This window comes from Actinoallomurus bryophytorum, from assembly GCF_006716425.1.
In the GTDB taxonomy this organism is placed as follows: Bacteria; Actinomycetota; Actinomycetes; order Streptosporangiales; family Streptosporangiaceae; genus Actinoallomurus; species Actinoallomurus bryophytorum.
This window is the reverse complement of the sequence record NZ_VFOZ01000001.1, coordinates 164,455-185,294: the sequence shown is the minus strand read 5'-3', so window position 1 is coordinate 185,294 and position 20,840 is coordinate 164,455. Positions and strand designations below refer to the sequence as shown.

The following is a 20,840-nucleotide window of genomic DNA, read 5'->3' as shown; positions in this document are numbered from 1 at the left end:
CCACTTACCGATCGGTAGCGTTCGGCGAGTGACGCGTCTCGCTTTTCTTCTTATCACCGGTTAAGGCACTCGTTCACCATGACCGCGTCATGCTAGAGGAGCGGTCAGGAGGGCGCCACCGCGGACAAAGACCAGGTCAATCCGGTCCGCACCGTTCTCCAGCGCCGCGAGAATGCGCTCGTCCGCCGTGAAAACAGTTGGCCAGCCGGGGAGGAAGATGTCGCTGCTCGAGGTGATCACCCAGACCGTGGCCGACGTCGAGGCCGCCGAGGACGGCGGCGCAGACCGGGTCGAGGTCGTGGCGGACGTACGGGCGGGAGGACTCTCGCCCGACCCGCGGATCGTCGCCGGAATGCGCCGCGCCACGTCGCTGCCGATGCGCGTCATGCTGCGGGCCAAGACCGGGTTCCGTACGACCGGCCCGGAGCTGGACCGGCTGCGGCGGGCGGCCGCCGAGCACGCGGCGGCCGGCGCGGACGGTTTCGTCTTCGGCTTCCTCGACTCGGCCGGCGCCGTCGACGTCGCGGCGACCACGAAGCTCGTCGACGCGGTCGCGCCGCTGCCCTGGACCTTCCACCGGGCCGTGGACAACGCCGCGTGCGCCGACGACGCATGGCTCACCGTCGCTGACCTGCCCGGACTGGACGCCGTCCTGTCGGCCGGGTCGCCGCGCGGCGTGGAGGCCGGGATGGAGACGCTGCTGCGGCGGGCCGCCTCTCGCGCGACGCTGATGCTCGCGGGCGGCGGGTTGCGGCGTAAGCACGTGGCCGTGCTCGCCGCCGCGGGGGTGGACGCGTTCCACGTCGGTGTCGCCGTACGTCGGCGGGGCGTCTCCGGGACGAACGCGGTGGACGCCGGCCTGGTACGCGAGTGGCGGACGCTGGTCGACGCGTCGCCGTACCTCTGAGCGCCGTGTCGCGGAAGCACGGCAGGTCCGGAATAGGGTTTGTGCATGCGGGTTCATGTGGTGAGCGACGTACATGGGCGGGTGGACGCGCTCGCCACCGCCGGTGACGGAGCCGACGCGCTCGTGTGCCTCGGGGATCTGATCCTGTTCATCGACTATGACGACCACGGTCAGGGGATCTTCGCGGACCTGTTCGGCGAGCGGCATGCCGACACGTTCATCTCGCTGCGCACCCAGCGGCGCTTCGAGGAGGCGCGGGAGTTCTCCCAGGCGCTGTGGGCCTCGCTGGACGGTGAGCCGCGCACCCACATCGAGGCGGCCGTGCGCCGGCAGTACAAGGCGCTGTTCGGCGTGATGCCCACCCCCGCCTACCTCACGTACGGCAACGTCGACATCCCGCAACTTTGGGCGGAGAACCTCCGCGACGGCCACCGGGTGCTCGACGGGGAGACGGCCGAGATCGGCGGCCTGACGTTCGGTTTCGTCGGCGGCGGCCTGCGCACGCGCTACCGCACCCCGTACGAGATCGACGACGAGACCTACGCCGCGAAGGTGGCGGCGGTCGGCTCGGTCGACGTGCTCTGCTGCCACATCCCGCCTGCCGTGCCCGAGCTGCTCTATGACACCGTGGCCCGGCGTTTCGAGCGCGGGAGCGAGGCGGTGCTGGCGGCGATCCACGAGACCCAGCCGCGCTACGTGCTGTTCGGCCACGTCCACCAGCCGCTCGTACGCCGGACGCGCATCGGCCGTACCGAGTGCGTCAACGTCGGGCACTTCCGCGCCCGCGGAGCTCCCTACGTCCTCGAGTGGTAGCGGATACGCTCCCGGAACCACGCGGCACTGTGGCCGGCCGAAGACAGCGCACGACTGCGCCCGACGAAAGGAGGCCCGCCGATGGCGGATCGCACCAGCTCGAGCATCACGATCAACGCGTCCGCACCTGAGGTGATGGCGGTCATCGCGGACTTTCCCGCATACCCTGGATGGGCTGAGGGCATCACCGCCGCCGAAGTCGTCTCCACGGCCGAGGACGGGCGGGCCGAGCAGGTACGGATCACGTTGGAGGCCGGGCCGATCAAGGACACCTATGTCCTGGCCTACGACTGGGCCGACGATGACGCGGTGCAGTGGAACCTCGCCGAGGCCGGCACGATGCTCACCGGCATGACCGGGGCATATCGCCTCGCCCCGGGCGATGGGAGCACCGAGGTGACCTACGAGCTCGCGGTCGACGTGCGCATTCCGATGATCGGAATGGTCCGGCGTAAGGCAGAGAAGCGGATAATCGAGACCGCGCTCAAAGGCCTGAAACGCCGAGTCGAGGCTTAGACCATGCCAGCGAGACTCGGACGTGTGCGCCACGCATCCCCTCCGGGGCGGTACCGTTTCACGCCGAACGATTAGGTAGATGATGACCCCATGAGTGACCAGCCAGCATCGGTGCTGTTCGAAGCCGTACGTCTCGCCGAGGTGTTGCGTAAGCGGATGAGCGGCGGCGCCGGACCCGGTGATGTGTGGAGCGACGCGACGAGTGACGCCTGGGGCGAGCACATCGCGACCGGCGCGCCCGAGTGCCGCTACTGCCCGGTCTGCCGGGCGATCGCGGCCTCCCGTACGTCCGGGCCCGACGTCGTCGGCCACGTCGTGTCGGCCGGTGAGTCGCTGTTCGCGGCGGTCCGCGAGGCGGTCGCGGGGTTCGAGCGGACGCGGACGCCGCGCCAGGAGCCGGGCGAGACGCCGGCCGACGGCGGCGACCGGCCGCACAGCGACTAGGGGGCCGCGTCGATGACGCTGACCATAGGTGTGGATGTCGGCGGCACGAAGGTCGCCGCCGGAGTGGTCGACGACCACGGCCGGATCGTCGAGAAGCTCCGGCGTCCGACGCCCTCGACCAGCCCGCACGAGACCGCCGCGGTCATCGCCGAGGTCGTCGACATCCTCAAGGGCAAGTTCGAAGAGGTCGAGGCCGTCGGGCTCGGCGCCGCGGGTTTCGTGGACGAGAGCCGGTCGACCGTGCTGTTCGCGCCGAACCTCGCCTGGCGCGACGAGCCGATCAAGAAGAAGGTGGAGAGCCAGGTCGGCCTGCCGGTGGTCGTCGAGAACGACGCCAACGCCACCGCCTGGGGCGAGGCCAAGTTCGGTGCCGGGCGCGGCGAGGACCACATCACGCTGATCACCCTGGGCACCGGCATCGGCGGCGCCCTGATCATGGACGGTGAGCTGTACCGCGGCCGGTTCGGCATCGGCGGTGAGTTCGGTCACTACCGCGTGGTGCCGGACGGGCGGCGCTGCGGCTGCGGCAACCGCGGCTGCTGGGAGCAGTACGCCTCCGGCAACGCCCTGGTCGCCGAGGCACGCGAGCTGGCTCGCGTGTCCCCGGCGCTGGCCGGGCGCCTGCTGGAGCTCGGTGACGGCTCACCGGAGGGCATCAGCGGCCCGGAGATCACCGAGGCGGCGCGTGGCGGCGACACCGCGGCTCTGGAGTGCTTCCGCAGTGTGGCGGCGTGGGTCGGACAGGGAATGGCGGACCTCGCCGCCATCCTCGACCCGGGCGCGTTCATCATCGGCGGTGGCCTTTCGGAGGCCGGCGACCTGCTGCTCGACCCCGCACGCGCGGCGTTCGAGAACGCCCTGACCGGCCGCGGCCACCGCGTCTTCGCCGACATTCGGATCGCCGAGCTTGGCCCGGACGCCGGCATCGTCGGCGCCGCGGACCTCGCGCGACTCCGCTGAGCCCCCTCGTTCCCCTCGATGACGACGATCCGGCTGCTCAGCTACAACATCCGGTCGATGCGGGATGACCGCGCGGCGCTGGCCCGGGTGATCAATCGCCTGGAGCCGGACGTCGTCTGTGTGCAGGAGGCGCCGCGGTTCGCGTTCTGGCTGCGCAAACGGCGATGGCTGGCGCGTGAGGTCTCGCTGGGCCTGGCCGTACGCCGGCGTCCCGCGGGGCTGGAGCTGTACGCCGGCCGGCGTACGGCGCTCCTGCACCGCGGGCATCGCCTGCTGTCGTCGGTGCCCGGCCTGCACCGCCGCGGGCTGGTCATGGGCCTGTTCGACGTCGGCGGCGTGCGGCTCGTCGTGGCCAGCGTCCATCTCGACCTGCTCGGCGGCCCGCGCCTCCGCCACGCGGAGGAGATCGTCAAGGAGCTCGAACGCGCACGTGAGCGCTTCGACGCGCCGGTCGTGCTGGCCGGGGACATCAACGAGGAGCCCGGCGGCGCGGCATGGGACTTCCTGGCCGAGCACTTCCAGGACGGTTATCTGGTCGCGCCGGCCGGCGAGGGCGCGACGTACAGCTCGTCCGCGCCGCGCACCCGCATCGACGGGGTCTTCGCCGATCCCGGCATCGAGGTGCTGAGCTGCGGGGTACCCGACGAGCCCGAGCTCCTCGCCGACTATCCGGACGCGACCGACCACCGTCCGATCCTGGCCGAGCTCCGCGTCCGCTGAGGGCGCGGCCCGTTTCTAGACGACCGCGCCGTCGTCGTCCTCCGGGGGCTCGTCCCCCATGCGCAGCACCAGCGCCACGAAGCCGCCGATGAAGGCGGCCACCGCGACGAACGCCGCCCAGCTGGGCACGGCGCTGTTGAGGAAGACCGATGCCACCAGGTAGAGCGGGCCGCCGAGCAGCGCCACCCAGGCGAAGCGCGTCATAGCGTCCGGCTTGGGCAGCGGTGGCGGGGGAGGCGGGATGAAGTGCTCCTCGTCGTCCTCGTCATCGGTGGCGGGCTTGACCACGCGTGCCGTGAGGATGAGCTCGCTCGCCGAGTCGCCGGGTGACTCCTCGCCCTTGTCCTCGGCCGCGTCCTCGGGGGTCTCGTCGATGTTCTCCTCGGCGGGCCACGGCGTCTCGCCGTCGGCCGAGGGAGCGTCGAAGGCGGCCACGATCTCGGCGAAGATCTGGTCCTCGTCGCGGGAGGCCGCGTAGTCCGCCCGTAGCTCGGGCAGCCGTGTCTCCAGGATCTCCTCGGCCGCCATCTTGGCGCTCGCGTCGGCGTACAGGCGGTCGGTGGGCTCCTCCGGCAGGCGTACGTCCAGGTAACCCCCGGTCTCACCGGGTGCCGGGACCGCGTACGCCGCGATGCCGGCCTCGCGCAGGGCGGCCAGCATGGCGTCGGCGAGCTGTGGTGTCAGGTCGGCGAGTGGGACGTACGCGTCCGCCGTCAGTCCGTTGCCCCGCCTGCTCACCGTCCGGCCCCCTTTTGTGCACGGCCGGAGCGGCCGCGTGACGCGCCCTGCTCCTCAGGCCGGACGCCCGGCGTCAACGCCATGGCGCCTCCCCTCGAACTCCCGTCGACCGACGCTCACGCGATGAGCCTACGGCCGGGACAACTCTGATTGACCAAAAGGTTGCGGGTGCGGATCGTGGGCGCGGACGGCCCGGGGTTGGGAAGATGACCATCATCTCTCAGATCGGTCTCCGGGCGACACTTCTGATGAGGCGGGAGGTGGTCTTACGGGTCGTCAAGCGGTCCTTGTCATCATTGTCCACCCGCCGGTACGCGGCGCGCGAGGGCCCGGAGCCCTGGCGGGGCCGTAGGTCACGCCAGGGCGGCCTCGATGTGACCACCCGCCGAAGCCCGCGGGGCCGTACCCTCATAGGGTGAAAAGTCAGGATGTTCTATACGTACCTGGCTGATCGGGCCTGGTTTTATCCGCTATGGTCTAGACCAATCGCGGTGTGCTCGTGTCTTGCGCGTGATGCCGCATCCACCATGCCCGCGCCATTAGTCTGGTCGGGTCAGTCCGATGGTTCGAAGAGGAGAAGGCATGCGTGTCGGAGTGCTGACCGGCGGCGGTGACTGCCCCGGCCTGAACGCCGTCATCCGCGCAGTGGTCCGCAAGGGCGTCCAGGTCTACGGATACGAGTTCATCGGCTTCCGTGACGGCTGGCGGGGTCCCCTGGAGGGTGACACCCTGCCGCTGGACGTGCAGGCCGTACGCGGGATCCTGCCGCGCGGCGGCACCATCCTCGGCTCGTCGCGTACCAACCCGATCAAGATCGAGGGTGGCGTCGAGCGGATCAAGGACAACCTCGCCGGGCTGGGCGTGGACGCGCTCATCGCCATCGGCGGCGAGGACACCCTCGGCGTGGCGCGGCAGCTGCACGACCGCGGTGTCAACGTGGTCGGCGTGCCGAAGACGATCGACAACGACCTCAACGCCACGGACTACACGTTCGGCTTCGACACCGCGGTCAACATCGCGATGGAGGCCATCGACCGGCTGCACACCACGGCCGAGTCCCACCACCGTGCGCTGATCTGCGAGGTCATGGGCCGCCACGCGGGCTGGATCGCCCTGCACGCCGGCATGGCGTCCGGCGCCAACGTGATCCTGATCCCCGAGCGCCCCTTCGACATCGAGAAGGTCTGCGGCTACGTCGAGAGCCGCTTCAAGACGCGCTACGCCCCGATCATCGTGGTCGCCGAGGGCGCCCACCCGGCCGACGGCCAGATGGCGACGGAGAACCAGGAGCTGGACGCCTTCGGCCACGTGCGCCTGGGCGGCATCGGCGAGCGCCTGGCCGCCGAGATCGAAAAGCGCACCGGCAAGGAGGCCCGCACGACGGTCCTCGGCCACATCCAGCGCGGCGGCACCCCGACCGCCTTCGACCGCGTACTCGCCACGCGCTTCGGCCTCCACGCCATCGACGCCGTGCACGACGGCGACTTCGGCAAGATGGTCGGCCTGAAGGGCACCGACATCCACCGGGTGGACCTGAGCGCGGCCACGGACGAGCTCAAGACCGTCCCGGAGGAGCGCTACACCGAGTCCGAGGTCTTCTTCGGCTGACCTCCCACGCTCGAACGAGGCCCCCGTCGTCGACGGGGGCCTCGGCTTTTCGAGGTGTTGGCGTTTACCTTCTGTACGTGGTCGACTACCAAGAGCGCCGCACCTCACTTGGGCTTGGGGCGCGGGATACAGTCGTTCGACGAGTGACGCGGTGCGGGCGTCGCCCTCAGGGGGACGGCTCGGTCTGGGCTTCGATGAGGACGTCTCCGGCGGTGGTGCGGTAGTACAGCACGGATCTTCCCGCGCGGCGCCGGCGGATCAGCTGGGCGTCCAGGAGCACCTTCAGATGGCGGCCCACCGATCCCAGGCCCTGCCCGGTCAGAGCCACCAGCTGCGTCGTGCTCTTCGGTGACCCGAGCAGGACCAGGACGCTCGCCCGCGCCGGGCCGAGCAGCCGGCCCAGGGCGTCGGGGGCCGGCGCGCGGTCCGCGTCCACCAGGACGCCCGAGCACGGGTACACCACCGCGTACCGGTGCGGCTCCTCCCAGGAGACCCAGCCCCGCCCGGGCGTGACGGGCACGAAGAGCAGCTGCGCCCCCGAGATCTCGCGCGGCGGATAGTCGAGCACGTTGATCTGCAGGCGGCCGTCGCCCAGCCAGCGCATTCCCGGGCGCATGTCGTCCAGGGCCGCGGCCCAGCCGTGCCGGCTCAGCTGCCGGGTACGCGCGACGATGTCGGCCTCCAGGATCTGACGGCGCCGCCACCAGTAGGGCTCCACCGCCTCCGTCCACACCCACTCCAGCAGGTCGGCGGCGCGTGCGGGCAGGTCGTCGCGCCGCAGCAGGGCGGGGAGAGGCCCGTCCGCGGAGACCATCAGGTCCGCGCGGGCCGTCTCGGGCGGTGTCTCGCGGATCCGCGTCAGCTCCTCGGCGAAGGGCGTGTCTCCCTCGGCCAGAGGTGTGGGCGTGAGGAAGTCCGCGTTCCAGGGCCGGGTCAGCCCCACCCGCATCAGCAGCGCGGTGACCGGGTCGTCGCGCAGCCGCTCCCGGTACGCCGGCACGTGGGCGTCGAGCCACACGCGCCGGCCGGGGTGGGTGGCCGTGTTCCGTTCCAGGTCCCGGAGGGAGGAGATGGTCTCGTTCAACGCCGAGACCACGAACCTGCTGCCCGCCAGTGTGTCCGCGTTGACCTGCCAGAGTCCCACGTGGTTTCGCCTCCGCGCGAAACAATAACGGCCGTACGGCACGCCACGCGATATTCCGTGCCATGCGTACATACGGGGATCTGTTCCGGGTGCCGGAATTCCGGCCGCTCTTCGCGACCGTCTCCCTGCAGGTGGCCGCGTCGACGGTGAGCGGGCTCGCGCTCGGCACGCTCGTCTACGCGGCCACCCGGTCGCCGTTGCTGTCGGCCCTGAGCATGTTCGGCGCCTCGTTCGCCCAGCTGATCGGCGCGGTGGCGTTGCTGTCGGCGGCCGACCGGCTGCCGCCGCGGGCCGCGACGACCGCGATGGCGGTCGCGTTCGGCCTGAGCACGGTCGTCCTGGCCCTGCCCGGTCTGCCGGTATGGGCCGTCTTCGCCGTCATCCTCGGCCAGGGGCTCGTCGCGTCGGTGGCCGGTGGCGTGCGGTACGGGCTGCTCAGCGAGATCCTCCCGGCCGACGGCTACCTGCTCGGCCGCTCCGTGCTCAACATGTCGGTCGGCGCCATGCAGATCTGCGGGTTCGCGGCCGGCGGCGTGCTCGTGACCGTGCTGTCCCCGCGCGGCACGTTGCTCGCGGGTGCGGCCCTCTATCTGGTCGCCGCGATCGTCGCCCGGTTCGGCCTCAGCTCGCGCCCGCCGCGCGCCACCGGCCGCCCGTCGGTCACCGAGACGTGGCGGACCAACGCGCGCCTGTGGTCGCGGCCGTCCCGCCGCTACGTCTACGCCGGCCTGTGGGTGCCCAACGGGCTGATCGTCGGCTGCGAGTCGCTCTTCGTCCCGTACTCGCCACGGCACGCGGGTCTGCTGTTCGCGTTCGCGGCGTTCGGCATGCTCATCGGCGACACGCTGACCGGCCGGTTCGTCCCGCAGCACTGGCGGACGAGGCTGGGCGCGCCGCTGCGCCTCCTGCTCGCCGCGCCGTACCTGATCTTCATCCTGCACCCGGCGCTACCGCTCGCCGTGGCGGCCGTCGTGCTCGCCTCGATCGGCTACGCGGCGACGCTGCTGCTCCAGGAGCGCCTGATGGCCCTGACCCCGGACGACATGCACGGGCAGGCCCTCGGCCTGCACTCCTCCGGCATGCTCGCCATGCAGGGGGTCGGCGCCACGCTCGCCGGAACGGTCGCCCAGCAGAGCTCGCCCGCCGTCGCGATGACCGCGATGGCGGTGGCGTCCGTCGCGGTGACCCTGCTCCTCGGGCCGGGACTGCGACCGGCACGCGCCGAGGAGGCCCCCTTGGAACCCGTCACGAGCTGACGCCCTCGCGCGCGATCGTTGGAGCGGCGCAGCGCTACGTTCGAGGGGTTCCTGCGGACGGCGGCGCCGGACACCCTCGAAGGGCGACCTGCTCGCCCAGACCGTCCGCCCTCGAGAGCGGACGCCCGATCCCGGCCGGCGTCTGACGGCCGCCGAAAACCGGGTGCCGGGCTCCGGCAGCGGATGTCAGGATCGCGGCATGGACGCATCCTGGGTTCCCGACGAGCTCTCGTACGCGGGTGCGGAGCATCTCGATCCCGCCTTCGTCGCCGCGTACGACCGCAAGGCCGGATACGACGCGGGGGCCCGGATCGACGTCGACGAAGACCTCGCCGCGCTGGCCGGTCTGGACGGCACGCTCGTGGATCTCGGTGCCGGTACGGGCACGCTCACCCTCGCCGCGGCACCGGGGTTCCGCCGCGTGGTGGCGGTGGACGTCTCGCCCGCGATGCAGCACGTTCTTCGTGAGCGGGCCGCGCGGGCCGGGCTCTCGAACATCGAGTGCGTACGCGCGGGGTTCCTGTCCTACGAGCACACCGGACCGCCGGCCGACGCCGTGTGCACGCGCAACGCACTGCACCAGCTCCCGGACTTCTGGAAGGCGGTCGCGCTGGAGCGTGCCGCCCGGCTCCTGCGGCCGGGCGGCGTACTGCGCCTGCGCGACCTGATCTTCGACTTCCAGCCGGGCGAGACCGACGAGGTCATCGGGCGGTGGCTCGACGGAGCGGCGACCGATCCCGCGCGGGGCTACACACGGGACGACTTCGCCGAACACCTGCGCACCGAGTTCAGCACCTTCCGGTGGCTGCTGGAGCCCATGCTCGACGCCGCCGGGTTCGAGATCGTCCAGGTCGCCTTCCGCGGTGGCGTCTACGGGGCGTACACGTGCGTGAAGCGGTGACGTCGCGGGGAACACCGCGGCCGAGTCGCGGTGTTGCAGTTCTTGCGCGACACTAGGCGTTCATCCCCTTCCCGGTTTTTCCCCTGCAGGAGGTCCACCCATGCCGATGCTCGACGCGGCGCCCGAGCGGGCCGGCGAGAGTGCGGAGCAGAGCCAGGACACGCGTTCACCCGTGACGGGTGAGCCGTGTGTGCTGCTCAAGCTGGGCGAGCTTGTCCTCAAGGGCAAAAACCGCGAGGTCTTCGAGCGGCGGCTGCAGAACAACATCCGGGCCGCGGTCAAGGGCCTCGGCATCAAGATCCAGGTCTGGCAGCGCGAGGGCGTCATCGTCGTCCGTACCGAGAGCGGCGAGCTCGCCGACGTGGACGCGGTGGCCCGCAGGATGACCGACGTCATGGGCATCGTCTGGGTGCACCGCGCCTGGCGGGTGGCCAAGGACCCCGAGGCCGCCGTCCAGGCCTCGCTCGACCTCGTCGCCCAGCACCCGGCACTGCTGCGCAAGGGCGCCTTCGCGATCCGTGCGCGCCGCCGCGACAAGCGCTTCTCCATGACCTCTTCGGAGCTGAACATCCTCGTCGGCACCAAGGTCCAGGAGCGTTACGACCTGCCGGTCAACCTCAAGCGCCCGGACATCACCGTCTTCATCGAGGTCGACCAGCGCGAGGTGTTCGTCTTCACCGACGGCATGCCGGGCGCGGGCGGCCTGCCGGTCGGCATGAGCGGGCGCGCCCTCGTTCTGATGTCCGGCGGCATCGACTCGCCCGTCGCCGCGTACCGGATGATGCGCCGTGGCCTGCGGGTCGACTTCCTGCACTTCTCCGGCATGCCGTTCACCGGCCCCGAGTCGATCTACAAGGCGTACGCGCTGGTCCGTGAGCTGGACAAGTACCAGGGCGGGTCGCGGCTGTTCGTCGTGCCGTTCGGCAAGGCCCAGCAGCAGATCAAGTCCTCCGGCGCCGACCGCCTGCAGATCGTCGCGCAGCGCCGCCTGATGCTGAAGACCGCGGAGGTCGTCGCGCACAACCTCGGCGGCGCGGCCCTGATCACCGGCGACTCGCTGGGGCAGGTGAGCAGCCAGACCCTGCAGAACATCACGGCCCTCGACGACGCCGTCGAGCTCCCGATCATGCGGCCGCTCATCGGCATGGACAAGATCGAGATCATGGCCGAGGCCCGCGGCATCCACACGCTGGCCATCTCCGAGCTGCCGGACGAGGACTGCTGCACCGTCCTGACGCCCCGGCGTGCCGAGACCCGCGCCAAGATCGATGATCTGCGCCAGATCGAGAAGCGCCTCGACGCGGGGGAGATGGCCGAGCAGCTCGCCACGACCCTTCAGGAGCACCGGCCGTCGTACGGCGACTCCGGGGCGTGACCGGGGCCCGGCTGGGTCGAGCGGCTTCGTAGCGTTTCCTCCAGGCGGACCAGCCGGGGGGTGCGCTGTGCGCGTTCTCTCCAGAACGACAGGCTCAGCAGGCCACACGCGCACGTGAGCACGATCGAGCCGATGCCGGGCGAAACGATCGCCACGATCAGGGCCAGCACTGTGAACGCGCTGATCAACCAGGGTGTACGGCGGACATCGGTCCAACGCTTGATCGCCAAGGTCTGCAGGCCCTTGTCGAACGAGGTGTTCGCCGGGGCGTCTCCCGTCCATAACGCCCGGACGACCACCGTCCAGTCATCATGATCCCTGGCCCCGGCGACGCGCTGCTCTCTGCGGCGAACGAGGACTCCGACGCCGGTTATCCAGGAAGCCATGATCAGGACGAAGACGACCCCACGGATGATCGGCCGGTCCTCGTAGTCCGAATTGGCAATCCCCAGCACGCCGACGATGACGCAATTGACCGCGAACAGCACCCCGGCGGGCGCCAGCTCAAGACGCGCTCTCCAACCCATGTTGGGATTATCACCCCGGAACCTTTCGGCGGGGAGCGGCATTTACCGCCCCCCGCGCGAGGTCTTACCGGGTCGATGATCTCCGCGTGGGCAGAGCGAGGATGAGCAGGCTGATGACCAGCAGAACCAGGCCGCCGAGGGCGGTCGCGCCCAGGTGCTCCCCGAGGACGAACAGCCCGAGCACGGCGGCGACGGCTGGCTCGGCGAGGGTCAGTGTCGTGGCGGCGGCGACCGGAGTCGTACGCAGCCCGCGCCCGTACAGGACGTAACCCACGCCGGTGGTGATCAGGCCGAGGTAGAGCGAGGCCGCAGCACCGCGTCCCGTGAGCAGCCAGCCCGGCCCGTACAGCGCCAGTACCGGGAGCAGCAGCACCCCGGCGCCGCCGAACAGGACGCCGACGACCGCCCCGCTGTCCTCCCCTCGGGTGATCAGTGCCGAGGCCACGGTGGCGTACGCCGCGTAGCCGAAGCCGGACAGCAGCGCGAGTGCGATACCGACGGGTTCGACCCCGGCGGAGTGGCCGCCGGCGGTCAGCGCCGCGCAGCCCGCCACCGCGCCGGCCGTCGAGAGCAGCCAGCGGCGGGTCGGCGTGCCCATCCGCAGCAGCCAGGAGAGCAGTCCGGCGAACACCGGCCCGCTGCCGATCGTGACAACGGTTCCGGTGGCGACGCCCGTACGTGCGACCGCGCTGAAGAACGCGACCTGGTAGATCGCGGCGAGGACGGCGCCGAGGAGAAGGATCAGTCGCGTACGCCGGCCGCCCGCGACCAGCGGCCGCAGCCCGCCGGAACGGACCGCGAGGGCGAACAGGAACGCGCCGCCGATCAGGAGGCGCGCCGCACCGACCGCGACGGGGCTCGCGTGGACGAAGCTGCGTACGGTGCCGGTGGTGCCCCAGAGGGCCGCGGCGAGAACGATGTCGGCGCCGCCACCGAACCGGCGCACGGGCGTGGTCGAACCAATGGACATACTGGTCAAGGAGAACGCTCCAGAACTCGAACCGGAAGGGTCGTCGAATCCGGGGCGCGCGGCCGTTGTCAGGACGGCATCAGAGACCACGCCGGGCATGGCTGCCGGGCGGGGGAAGGGCGACCCCGGTCAGGAGCGGGGCGGTCCGAGCTGAGCGGTGAAGTACGCCATGGCGGGCAGCCTAGCCGCCTGACACCACGCCGACCAATGCCCGGCACCCGAGCGTGGCGAACGGTCGTCGTTCGCGAGCCTCGTGCAGCCTGCGGAGCGGGCGAAGCCGAGGCGCCTGATCACGGTTTCCACTGCGCGCGGCCGGCGATGGACCAGGCGTCGACCCGGCCGGCGTGAGAACGGTGATGCGATGTCTGGCGTCATGCGGCCAGCCTTGCCTCGGTAGTCGGGGTGTCTAGAAGAGCCTGCCGTCCTTGAACCTTGTATGGCCCTGCCATCCCCGAGCGACGCGCCGACGCAGGTGCGATACCGACCCCGAGCGCGACCAGGCTGAGCGCGTCAACGGTTGACCAGCGGGCCTGGCCGACTCGCCCAGCGCGAACGCCACCACCAGACCGACTGCCGATACCCCGCCACATCCCCGCCCACATCCCCGCCCGCGTGCCTGCCCGCATGGTCCCCGCCCGCCCTGGGGGCCGACCCCACTCATATTGTCCAGCGCAGGGCGGGGCGGGGGAAGACGGGCGGGGGCGGTGTGGATAACTCAGGCACGCGTCAGGGTGCGGTTCACCAGCGGCGGGAGGTCGCGTACCGTCTTGGCCAGTTCGCGCAGGTCGCCGTCGACCAGCGCCTGCGGGCCGTCGCACAGGGCCGCCTCCGGGTGCGGGTGGACGTCGATGATCACGCCGTCGGCGCCGACCGCGATGGCCGCCCGGGTCAGAGGCAGGACGAGTTCCCGGTGCCCGCCCGAATGTGACGGGTCGATGATGACCGGCAGGTGCGACAGCCGCTGCGCGACCGGTACCGCCGAGATGTCCAGGGTGTTCCGCGTCGCCTTCTCGAAGGTACGGATGCCGCGCTCGCACAGCACGATGTCGAGGTTGCCGCGCTGTGCGATGTACTCCGCCGCCATCAGCCACTCCTCGATGGTCGCGTTGAAGCCGCGCTTGAGCATGACCGGTTTCCCGGCGCCGCCGACCGCCTGGAGGAGGGCGAAGTTCTGCATGTTGCGCGTACCGACCTGGAGCATGTCGGCGTACGAGGAGACCAGTTCAACGTCGTGCGCGTCCACGACCTCCGTGACGATCGGCATGCCGGTCTCCGCGCGTACGTCGGCCAGGATCCGCAGGCCCTTCTCGCCCAGCCCCTGGAAGGCGTACGGAGAGGTACGCGGCTTGAACGCCCCGCCGCGCAGCAGCGTCGCGCCCGCGGCCTGGGCCATCTGCGCGGCCCCCAGCGTCTGCTCCGGCGTCTCCACCGCGCACGGCCCGGCGATCAGCGTCATCGTGCCCGGTCCGATCGGCACGCCGCCGACGCGTACGACCGAGCGGTCCGGGTGGTTCTCACGGCTGACCAGCTTGTACGGGACCGAGATCCGTACGACGTCGGCCACCCCGCGCATCCCGCGCAGGTTGAGCGTGCCGAACTGCTCCACGTCCCCCACCAGGCCGACGATCGTACGGTTGACGCCCCGGCTCACGAACGCCTCACCGCCCGCCGTCTCGACGAGCGTGACGACGGCCCGGACATCTGCTTCATCGGCCTCGGCGGCCATGACGACGACCATGCTGCTCTCTCTTCCAGAAACGACGAATGCCCCGGGCCAAATGGCCCGGGGCATTCGTCAGCGGTTGCCTTTAGTGCAGCGTCTTCCTGGCAGCCGCCCGTGACCCGGGCCCGCCATAGCTAAAGGAGAAGACGTTGCTCACGCCGCACAGAGTAGCCGATTCCGGGCGGTGCGCGTGCCGGAGGGGTCGCCCGGCCGGCCCCGTACGCGGGTGGCAGGATGGCCCGCGATGAGGAAACGCCCGGAGATACGCGATGGCTCCTGACGGGCGACTCCCGCCGGGGCAGTACGCCCCGCGAAGCTGGCCGGTCCTGCACTACGGGCCGGTGCCGAAGTTCCGTCCCGAACGATGGGACCTGCGGGTGCAGGGTGCCACCGCCTCCGGGAGTGAGGGCCGGTGGACCTGGGCCGGGTGGGACGCGATGCCGCGGGACCGGGTCACGGCCGACTTCCACTGCGTCACGAAGTTCAGCATCAGCGGCGTCCGCTGGGAGGGCGTCCTCGCGACAACGCTCGCCCGGCTCGTCCCGCCGGCCCCCGACGCCACCCACGTCATGGTCTGGGCGGAGTACGGCTACAGCGCCAACCTGCGGATATCGGACTTCCTCGCCAAGACCACGCTGCTGGCCACCCACCGGGACGGCGAACGCCTCGCCGCGGAGCACGGGGCGCCGGTACGCATGATCGTGCCGCACCTGTACGCCTGGAAGAGCGTCAAGTGGCTACGCGCCATCGAGTACCTGGTCGCCGACCGGCGCGGCTTCTGGGAGGAACGCGGCTACCACAACGTCGCCGATCCCTGGCTGGAGCAGCGTTACTCCTACCAGGAGGACACCCCGCCCGCCTGAGCGCCAGCGCACTCCAGGCGCCGGAACGGCGAGAGGCAACCCTTCGCCGGCGATCGCGGGGAACACCGGACAGGAACGGCCCGGCGGCGGACGAGGTCGCACTCACGGCCCAACGCCGGCGCCGGCCGCGCCCACCGCCCCCGGCCGACGTGCCGTACGTGCCCGCCCACCGCCCCCGGCCGACGTGCCGTACGTGCCCGCCCACCGCCCCCGGCCGACGTGCCGTACGTGCCCGCCCACCGCCCCCGGCCGACGTGCCGTACGCGGCCGCGTGCCGCCCCCGGTCGGCGTGCCGCCCCCCGGCCGCGTGCCGCCCCCGGTCGGCGTGCCGCCCCCGGTCGGCGTGCCGTACGCGGCCGGCGTGCCGTACGCGGGCCGCGCCGCGGCGTCTCGATGTGGCGCCCCGGTGAGGGTACGCACGCCCCCGGTGACGGGCAGATGATTGACCGGAGAGCGCAAAGCCCCACGCTATGCGTGACCGAGGCATTACCGTCTGCTGTCATGCTCGTGACTTCCGCTACCGCACTGCTCGCTGCGGCCTCCGCCGTGATCGTCGGCGCCGCCGGCTGGTCGCTGTGCGCCATGCGGCAGCGTACGGGCCGCGGAGCGCTGGCCGACGAGGCGACGTTCGCCGCTCTGCACACCGTCTCCGTCGCCTCCACCTCGCTGCGGGCCGGCCTCACCGAGGACTCCGCCCGCAAGGCGGTCCGGCACCTGCGCGAGCTCCTCGGCGTCCCGGTCCTCGCGGTCACCGACACCGAACGCCTGCTCGTCTGGGAGGGCGGCATCGCCCACTCCGACTCGACACTCCGCCTCGCCGGGCCGGTCATGACGGCCGGCCGGCCCCGGGTGATCGTGCGCGACCTCGATCCGTGCGGCGACCCGCGCTGCCAGGTCAGAGTCGCCATGATCGCACCGCTGACGATCGACGGCCGGGTGGCGGGTGCGCTCGCCGCGTACGGGGACCGGGCGCGTTTCCAGCGGCTGCGGATCCTCGGCGAGGTGGCCCGCTGGATGTCGGGGCAGCTCGAACTCGCCGAGCTCGACTCCTCCAAGGCCCGGCTGGTGGAGGCGGAGATGCGCGCCCTGCGCGCCCAGATCTCCCCCCACTTCGTCTACAACTCGCTGACCACGATCGCCTCATTCGTGCGTACCGACCCCGAGCGGGCGCGTGAGCTCGTGCTCGACTTCGCCGACTTCGCCCGCTACTCCTTCCGCAACCCGCGCGACTTCACCACGCTGGCCGAGGAGCTCCGCTCGATCGACCGCTACCTGCTCCTGGAGCGGGCGCGCTTCGGCGAGGAACGCCTGCGGTTCAGCGTCGAGATCGCCCCCGAGGTGCTACCCGTCGCCGTCCCGTTCCTGTCGCTTCAGCCCCTGGTGGAGAACGCCATTCGCCACGGTATGGAGTGCGGCATGCAGCGCTTCCACGTACGGATCGTCGCGCGCGACGCCGGCGCCGAGGCGGCGATCAGCATCGAGGACGACGGCGTCGGCATGGACCCGGACAAGCTTCGCGCCCTACTCGAATCGGGTGACGGCAGCGGTCCGTCGCACGGCATCGGCCTGCTGAACGTGGACGACCGGCTGCGTCAGGTCTACGGCGAGGAGTACGGCCTGGTCATCGAGACCGCGGTCGGCGCCGGCATGAAGGTCAGTCTCAGAGTGCCCAAATGCCACACGGGGCTATCCCATGGGTAAGAGTCGAGTATCACTCCGTGAAATTAGTTGCATACGGAGAGTAAAAGGGGGAGTCTCCTGCCATGCTGCGCGTGCTCGCCGCCGACGACGAGGCCCCGGCGCTCGAGGAGCTCACCTACCTCCTCCGCCGGCATCCTCGTGTGCAGATGGTCCGCCCGGCGGCCGATGCCGCCGAGGCGCTGCGCGACCTCGGCCGCATGATCACCGAAGGTGACCGGCTCGACGCGGTGTTCCTCGACATCCGGATGCCCGGCCTCGACGGGCTCGACTTCACGCGCCTCGTCACCGGGTTCGCCGACCCGCCCGCGGTCGTCTTCGTCACCGCCCACGACGAGTTCGCGGTGACCGCGTTCGAGCTCGGCGCCGTCGACTATCTCCTCAAGCCGGTCGACCCCGGCCGCCTCAACGAGGCCATACGCCGCGTCGAGCACGCCGTCCACCGCGACGCCGCGGCCGACGAGCCCGAGCCCGACGAGATGATCCCGGTCGAGCTCGGCGGCCGCACCCGCCTGATCCCGCTCGCGGGCGTGACCCACGCACAGGCCCACGGCGACTACGTCCGGCTGCACACGCTCGACGGCAGCTACCTCGTACGGGTGCCGCTGGCGGCCCTCGCCGAAAAATGGGGGCCGGTCGGCTTCATCCGCATCCACCGCAGCACGCTGGTCGCCGCCGCGCACATCAACGAGCTGCGCTTCGACGACGGACGCGCGGTCGTCCAGGTCGGTGACCGGCCGCTGATGGTGAGCCGCCGACATACGCGAGAGGTCCGCGACCTGCTCGTCCGCCGATTCCGGCAGGAGGCCCGCGGCCCGAGATGACCCAGCGCGTCACCGTAACCGTCTCCCGCGCCCGCCGCCGAAGACCCCCCGACGAGGGCTACGAGCCATACACGGCGCAGGTCAGGTCCCTGATCCGAACCCAGGCCCGGCTGGCACTGGCAACCAGCGCGATCGTGTTCGCGCTCCTCGCCGGCCTGCCGATGCTGTTCGCCCTCGCCCCAGGACTGTCCCACGTGCGGTTGCTGGGCATACGACTGCCCTGGCTGATCCTCTGCGGAGGCGTCCAGCCCATCTGGGTGGTGGCCGCCCGCCGGCACGTACGCCTCGCCGAGCGCGCCGAGCGCGCCTTCGCCGGACCGGCACGGCCCGAGTGAGACCAACAGGGGCGCCGGGCTCCGACGAGGAGCATTCATGATCACCGCTGTGGCGCTCGCGCTGCTCATCGTGTCCCTGGTGGGCGTGTCCGTGCGGACCAGGCCCGCACACGCCTCGGACCTGTACGCCGCCTCCCGCGAGGTGTCGCACTGGTGGAACGCCTCGGCGATCAGCGGGGAGTACATCTCCGCGGCCGCCTTCCTGGGCATGGCCGGTCTCGTCCTCGCGTACGGCGCGGACATGCTGTGGCTGCCGATCGGCGCCGCCGCCGGACACGTGGTGCTGCTGACGCTCGTCACGGCGCCTCTGCGCCGCTCGGGCGCGTACACCCTGTCGGACTTCGCTGCATGGCGGCTCGACTCGCGCCCGGTCCGCCACGCCGTCAGCGGCTGCGTCGTCATCATCGGCTGGTTCTATCTGCTCCCGCAGTTCCAGGGGGCCGGCGTAACACTCTCGGTAATAAGCGGCCTGCCCGTGTGGACCGGCTGGGTCGTGGTCGTGCTCGCCGTCGCCGCGCTCGTGCTGGGAGGCGGCATGCGCAGCATCACGGGGGTGCAGGCCGTCCAGTTCTGGCTGAAGCTCATCGCCGTGGTGGTGCCCGGCCTGATCTTCCTGGCCGTTTGGCGGCTCCAGAACGACGCCGACGCCGCACGCGCGCCGTACTTCCACCGGCCGACGACCGTGACCGCTGGGGCCAGCGCGGGGATCCAGCTCACCGCGCCCGCCTACGTGGCCGTACACGGCGTTCTGGACGGCCGGCGGCACCGGGGTGAGCGGGTACGGCTGGGCGCGGGGACCCATCGCGTACGCGCCGGAGCGCGGCTGCGGTTCCCGGCCGGCGCCATGGTGCCCCACACGTCACACCTCACGCTGCTGCGCGGCGACCGGTGGGCGACGCCGTTCTCGGGCGGGCGAAACCATCCGCTCGCCGCGACCTACTCGGTGCTGCTCGCCGTGCTGCTGGGCACGATGGGCCTGCCGCATCTCGTCGTGCGCTTCTACTCCAACGCCTGCGGCCGGGCGGCGCGCCGTACGGCGAGCATCGTGGTCCTGATGCTGGCGGCGTTCTACCTGTTCCCCGCCCTGTTCGGCACACTGGGCCGGCTCTACACGCCCGAGCTGCTGATGACCGGGGAGACCGACGCCACGCTGCTCATGCTGCCGCACCGCATCCTGCCGGGGCTCGCGGGCGACCTGCTGACGATCCTCGTCGCCACCGGGGCGTTCGCGGCGTTCGCGTCGACCTCCTGCGGCGTCGTCGTGGCCGTGTCCGGGAGCATCTCGCAGGGGTTCGGCGGCGGCGTGAGCGGCTTCCGGTTATCCGCCCTGATCACGATGGCGGTGCCGCTGGTCCTCGCATGGCTGACCTGCGCGCCGCAGTCGACCGCCCTCATCACGCTGGCCTTCGCCGTCGCGGCGTCGTCCCTGTGCCCGCTGCTGGTCCTCGGCGTGTGGTGGTGGCGGCTGACCCCGCCTGGCGCGGTGGCGGGCGTGGTGGCCGGCGGCGGCCCGGCCGCCGCGGCGGGCCTCGCCCGGATCCTGGGCGGCCAGCGGAGCGGCTGGCTCGGCATGCTCATCGAACAGCCCGCCATCGTCACGGTCCCGCTGGGGTTCGCCGCGATGATCGGCGTCTCACTGCTGACCCGCACGACCGTACCCGCCCACACGGACCGGGCGATGGCGCGCATGCACGTACCCGAGGAGGTCAGTCCGGAGCGCCCTGAGTGAGGCCGCCGTTCGTCGCACCGGACCGACCGCTCGCGTTTCGATTACCGAACGCATACCGCTGACTACTAACCGTTTACCGAGGCGAGGGCCTTATGGGTTTCGCCAGTGGACACAGGGACCCTAGTGTTTCGGCACAGCAACGTTCTCGGGACGGCCGCCAGGCTCCGACTCGGGGGGGTGGAGGCCAGGCGGCGGCGCCTGGGTGCTGCTGAACGGTCGGGGGGTTGTTCAGCGGCACCCAGGCCTTTTTCATGCCCGGGGCCTGTCGTGCCGGCAGGGGCCGAGCCGGATCCGGTATCGGCGGGGTACGAAGATCGCCTGTCGACCGCGGCGCGCTCGATGGCCGGCCCGCCGCTGTCATGGGACCGGAGCGGCGTGAGCGGTGGGCCTGCGGTGCCGGTCCCCGGGTGGGTGACCAGACCGATCTCGAGCGTCCGCGGCGGCCCGGCCGCCGTACGTGCGAGCTTGTGCCGCGACGCAGGCCAGCCGTCCCTCATCCTCAAGGCGCTTCACCTCGGCCAGCGCCGCCTCCGGGCCCGCGACCATCGACAAGGCGACCGCGCGGTCAGCGCCACTTGTCCGCCTTCGCCTGGCCGTCGTACGTGCGAGCTTGTGTCGTGACGTAACGCGTGTCCGCCCTGGCCCGGCCGTCGTAGGACATCCGAGCTTGTGCCGCATGACACACGTTTATCCAGCCTCGTCCGTTCACCCGTGCGCGCTCATGGCGACGCGCGGTCACGGAGGTCAGTGGGAGGCGGTCGATGAATGGTCGACGCTTGCGGTCCCAGG

21 protein-coding genes are annotated in these 20,840 nt (G+C 71.3%); 15 read left to right on the top strand and 6 right to left on the bottom strand.

Annotated features, from left to right (window positions below; translation table 11 throughout):
* Positions 1 to 217: 217 nt before the first annotated feature.
* From FB559_RS00900 to FB559_RS00875, 6 genes are all read left to right on the top strand, one after another.
* Positions 218 to 907 (top strand): copper homeostasis protein CutC, encoded by a 690-nt coding sequence (locus tag FB559_RS00900; protein ID WP_141952217.1) that lies wholly within the window; start codon positions 218 to 220, stop codon positions 905 to 907.
* Positions 908 to 952: 45 nt separating this feature from the next.
* Positions 953 to 1,720 carry a metallophosphoesterase family protein gene (locus FB559_RS00895; RefSeq protein WP_141952215.1) on the top strand — a complete coding sequence of 256 codons (768 nt, stop codon included), beginning with the start codon at positions 953 to 955 and terminating at the stop codon, positions 1,718 to 1,720.
* An 81-nt stretch (positions 1,721 to 1,801) separates the two neighbouring features.
* A complete protein-coding gene (locus FB559_RS00890) occupies positions 1,802 to 2,236 on the top strand; it encodes an SRPBCC family protein (protein ID WP_141952213.1) in 435 nt (144 codons plus the stop codon).
* A gap of 90 nt (positions 2,237 to 2,326) precedes the next feature.
* Positions 2,327 to 2,680: a DUF5304 family protein gene (locus FB559_RS00885; RefSeq protein ID WP_141952211.1), complete on the top strand. Its 354-nt coding sequence runs from the start codon at positions 2,327 to 2,329 to the stop codon at positions 2,678 to 2,680.
* A gap of 12 nt (positions 2,681 to 2,692) precedes the next feature.
* Entirely contained in the window at positions 2,693 to 3,640 is a 948-nt protein-coding gene (locus FB559_RS00880) for an ROK family glucokinase (protein ID WP_141952209.1), read from the top strand.
* Positions 3,641 to 3,658: 18 nt separating this feature from the next.
* Positions 3,659 to 4,360 (top strand): endonuclease/exonuclease/phosphatase family protein, encoded by a 702-nt coding sequence (locus tag FB559_RS00875; protein WP_141952206.1) that lies wholly within the window; start codon positions 3,659 to 3,661, stop codon positions 4,358 to 4,360.
* Positions 4,361 to 4,375: 15 nt separating this feature from the next.
* Here FB559_RS00875 and FB559_RS00870 read toward each other — a convergent pair whose 3' ends face one another.
* On the bottom strand, positions 4,376 to 5,098 hold the full coding sequence (locus FB559_RS00870) for a hypothetical protein (protein ID WP_141952204.1): 723 nt from the start codon (positions 5,096 to 5,098) through the stop codon (positions 4,376 to 4,378).
* A 582-nt stretch (positions 5,099 to 5,680) separates the two neighbouring features.
* On the opposite strand from FB559_RS00870, the gene FB559_RS00865 reads away from it, so the two are divergent.
* Positions 5,681 to 6,706: a 6-phosphofructokinase gene (locus FB559_RS00865; RefSeq protein WP_141952202.1), complete on the top strand. Its 1,026-nt coding sequence runs from the start codon at positions 5,681 to 5,683 to the stop codon at positions 6,704 to 6,706.
* Between the two features lie 166 nt (positions 6,707 to 6,872).
* Here FB559_RS00865 and FB559_RS00860 read toward each other — a convergent pair whose 3' ends face one another.
* Positions 6,873 to 7,850, bottom strand: a complete 978-nt coding sequence (locus tag FB559_RS00860; RefSeq protein ID WP_141952200.1) for an ArsR/SmtB family transcription factor — start codon at positions 7,848 to 7,850, stop codon at positions 6,873 to 6,875.
* Between the two features lie 62 nt (positions 7,851 to 7,912).
* On the opposite strand from FB559_RS00860, the gene FB559_RS00855 reads away from it, so the two are divergent.
* The 3 genes from FB559_RS00855 to thiI all read left to right on the top strand — a co-directional run bounded on the left by FB559_RS00855 (position 7,913) and on the right by thiI (position 11,382).
* Positions 7,913 to 9,106 (top strand): MFS transporter, encoded by a 1,194-nt coding sequence (locus FB559_RS00855; protein ID WP_141952198.1) that lies wholly within the window; start codon positions 7,913 to 7,915, stop codon positions 9,104 to 9,106.
* Positions 9,107 to 9,305: 199 nt separating this feature from the next.
* Entirely contained in the window at positions 9,306 to 10,007 is a 702-nt protein-coding gene (locus FB559_RS00850) for a class I SAM-dependent methyltransferase (protein ID WP_141952195.1), read from the top strand.
* Positions 10,008 to 10,107: 100 nt separating this feature from the next.
* Complete coding sequence (gene thiI, locus FB559_RS00845) at positions 10,108 to 11,382, top strand: tRNA uracil 4-sulfurtransferase ThiI (protein WP_141952193.1); 1,275 nt, start codon at positions 10,108 to 10,110, stop codon at positions 11,380 to 11,382.
* Here thiI and FB559_RS00840 read toward each other — a convergent pair.
* From FB559_RS00840 to aroF, 3 genes are all read right to left on the bottom strand, one after another.
* Entirely contained in the window at positions 11,343 to 11,951 is a 609-nt protein-coding gene (locus FB559_RS00840; RefSeq protein ID WP_141952191.1) for a hypothetical protein, read from the bottom strand. The genes thiI and FB559_RS00840 overlap by 40 nt on opposite strands.
* A gap of 22 nt (positions 11,952 to 11,973) precedes the next feature.
* Positions 11,974 to 12,879: an EamA family transporter gene (locus FB559_RS00835; RefSeq protein WP_141952189.1), complete on the bottom strand. Its 906-nt coding sequence runs from the start codon at positions 12,877 to 12,879 to the stop codon at positions 11,974 to 11,976.
* Between the two features lie 715 nt (positions 12,880 to 13,594).
* Positions 13,595 to 14,617 carry a 3-deoxy-7-phosphoheptulonate synthase gene (gene aroF / locus FB559_RS00830; protein WP_141952186.1) on the bottom strand — a complete coding sequence of 341 codons (1,023 nt, stop codon included), beginning with the start codon at positions 14,615 to 14,617 and terminating at the stop codon, positions 13,595 to 13,597.
* A gap of 254 nt (positions 14,618 to 14,871) precedes the next feature.
* Here aroF and FB559_RS00825 point away from each other — a divergent pair, with 254 nt between their 5' ends.
* The gene (locus tag FB559_RS00825) at positions 14,872 to 15,465 is read left to right on the top strand and encodes a molybdopterin-dependent oxidoreductase (protein ID WP_141952184.1); all 594 of its coding nucleotides are present in this window, start codon (positions 14,872 to 14,874) and stop codon (positions 15,463 to 15,465) included.
* A gap of 102 nt (positions 15,466 to 15,567) precedes the next feature.
* On the opposite strand, the gene FB559_RS00820 is transcribed toward FB559_RS00825, so the two are convergent.
* A complete protein-coding gene (locus tag FB559_RS00820; protein ID WP_141952181.1) occupies positions 15,568 to 15,924 on the bottom strand; it encodes a hypothetical protein in 357 nt (118 codons plus the stop codon).
* A gap of 42 nt (positions 15,925 to 15,966) precedes the next feature.
* Here FB559_RS00820 and FB559_RS00815 point away from each other — a divergent pair, with 42 nt between their 5' ends.
* The 4 genes from FB559_RS00815 (at position 15,967) to FB559_RS00800 (ending at position 20,051) form a co-directional block, all read left to right on the top strand.
* A complete protein-coding gene (locus FB559_RS00815; RefSeq protein ID WP_141952179.1) occupies positions 15,967 to 17,166 on the top strand; it encodes a histidine kinase in 1,200 nt (399 codons plus the stop codon).
* A gap of 62 nt (positions 17,167 to 17,228) precedes the next feature.
* Positions 17,229 to 17,987, top strand: a complete 759-nt coding sequence (locus tag FB559_RS00810) for a LytR/AlgR family response regulator transcription factor (RefSeq protein WP_141952177.1) — start codon at positions 17,229 to 17,231, stop codon at positions 17,985 to 17,987.
* Positions 17,984 to 18,322: a DUF485 domain-containing protein gene (locus tag FB559_RS00805; protein WP_141952176.1), complete on the top strand. Its 339-nt coding sequence runs from the start codon at positions 17,984 to 17,986 to the stop codon at positions 18,320 to 18,322. The genes FB559_RS00810 and FB559_RS00805 overlap by 4 nt, the downstream gene beginning before the upstream one ends.
* Before the next feature lie 37 nt (positions 18,323 to 18,359).
* Entirely contained in the window at positions 18,360 to 20,051 is a 1,692-nt protein-coding gene (locus tag FB559_RS00800) for a sodium/solute symporter (RefSeq protein WP_141952174.1), read from the top strand.
* The last annotated feature ends 789 nt before the right edge of the window (positions 20,052 to 20,840 follow it).

Bases quoted from the DNA above. Each gene is read 5' to 3' on its own strand.
- FB559_RS00900 (WP_141952217.1), top strand. From the start codon at position 218: ATGTCGCTGCTCGAGGTGATCACCCAGACCGTGGCCGACGTCGAGGCC.
- FB559_RS00895 (WP_141952215.1), top strand. From the start codon at position 953: ATGCGGGTTCATGTGGTGAGCGACGTACATGGGCGGGTGGACGCGCTC.
- FB559_RS00890 (WP_141952213.1), top strand. From the start codon at position 1,802: ATGGCGGATCGCACCAGCTCGAGCATCACGATCAACGCGTCCGCACCT.
- FB559_RS00885 (WP_141952211.1), top strand. From the start codon at position 2,327: ATGAGTGACCAGCCAGCATCGGTGCTGTTCGAAGCCGTACGTCTCGCC.
- FB559_RS00880 (WP_141952209.1), top strand. From the start codon at position 2,693: ATGACGCTGACCATAGGTGTGGATGTCGGCGGCACGAAGGTCGCCGCC.
- FB559_RS00875 (WP_141952206.1), top strand. From the start codon at position 3,659: ATGACGACGATCCGGCTGCTCAGCTACAACATCCGGTCGATGCGGGAT.
- FB559_RS00865 (WP_141952202.1), top strand. From the start codon at position 5,681: ATGCGTGTCGGAGTGCTGACCGGCGGCGGTGACTGCCCCGGCCTGAAC.
- FB559_RS00855 (WP_141952198.1), top strand. From the start codon at position 7,913: ATGCGTACATACGGGGATCTGTTCCGGGTGCCGGAATTCCGGCCGCTC.
- FB559_RS00850 (WP_141952195.1), top strand. From the start codon at position 9,306: ATGGACGCATCCTGGGTTCCCGACGAGCTCTCGTACGCGGGTGCGGAG.
- thiI (WP_141952193.1), top strand. From the start codon at position 10,108: ATGCCGATGCTCGACGCGGCGCCCGAGCGGGCCGGCGAGAGTGCGGAG.
- FB559_RS00840 (WP_141952191.1), bottom strand. From the start codon at position 11,951: ATGCCGCTCCCCGCCGAAAGGTTCCGGGGTGATAATCCCAACATGGGT.
- FB559_RS00835 (WP_141952189.1), bottom strand. From the start codon at position 12,879: ATGTCCATTGGTTCGACCACGCCCGTGCGCCGGTTCGGTGGCGGCGCC.
- aroF (WP_141952186.1), bottom strand. From the start codon at position 14,617: ATGGTCGTCGTCATGGCCGCCGAGGCCGATGAAGCAGATGTCCGGGCC.
- FB559_RS00825 (WP_141952184.1), top strand. From the start codon at position 14,872: ATGGCTCCTGACGGGCGACTCCCGCCGGGGCAGTACGCCCCGCGAAGC.
- FB559_RS00815 (WP_141952179.1), top strand. From the start codon at position 15,967: ATGCTCGTGACTTCCGCTACCGCACTGCTCGCTGCGGCCTCCGCCGTG.
- FB559_RS00810 (WP_141952177.1), top strand. From the start codon at position 17,229: ATGCTGCGCGTGCTCGCCGCCGACGACGAGGCCCCGGCGCTCGAGGAG.
- FB559_RS00805 (WP_141952176.1), top strand. From the start codon at position 17,984: ATGACCCAGCGCGTCACCGTAACCGTCTCCCGCGCCCGCCGCCGAAGA.
- FB559_RS00800 (WP_141952174.1), top strand. From the start codon at position 18,360: ATGATCACCGCTGTGGCGCTCGCGCTGCTCATCGTGTCCCTGGTGGGC.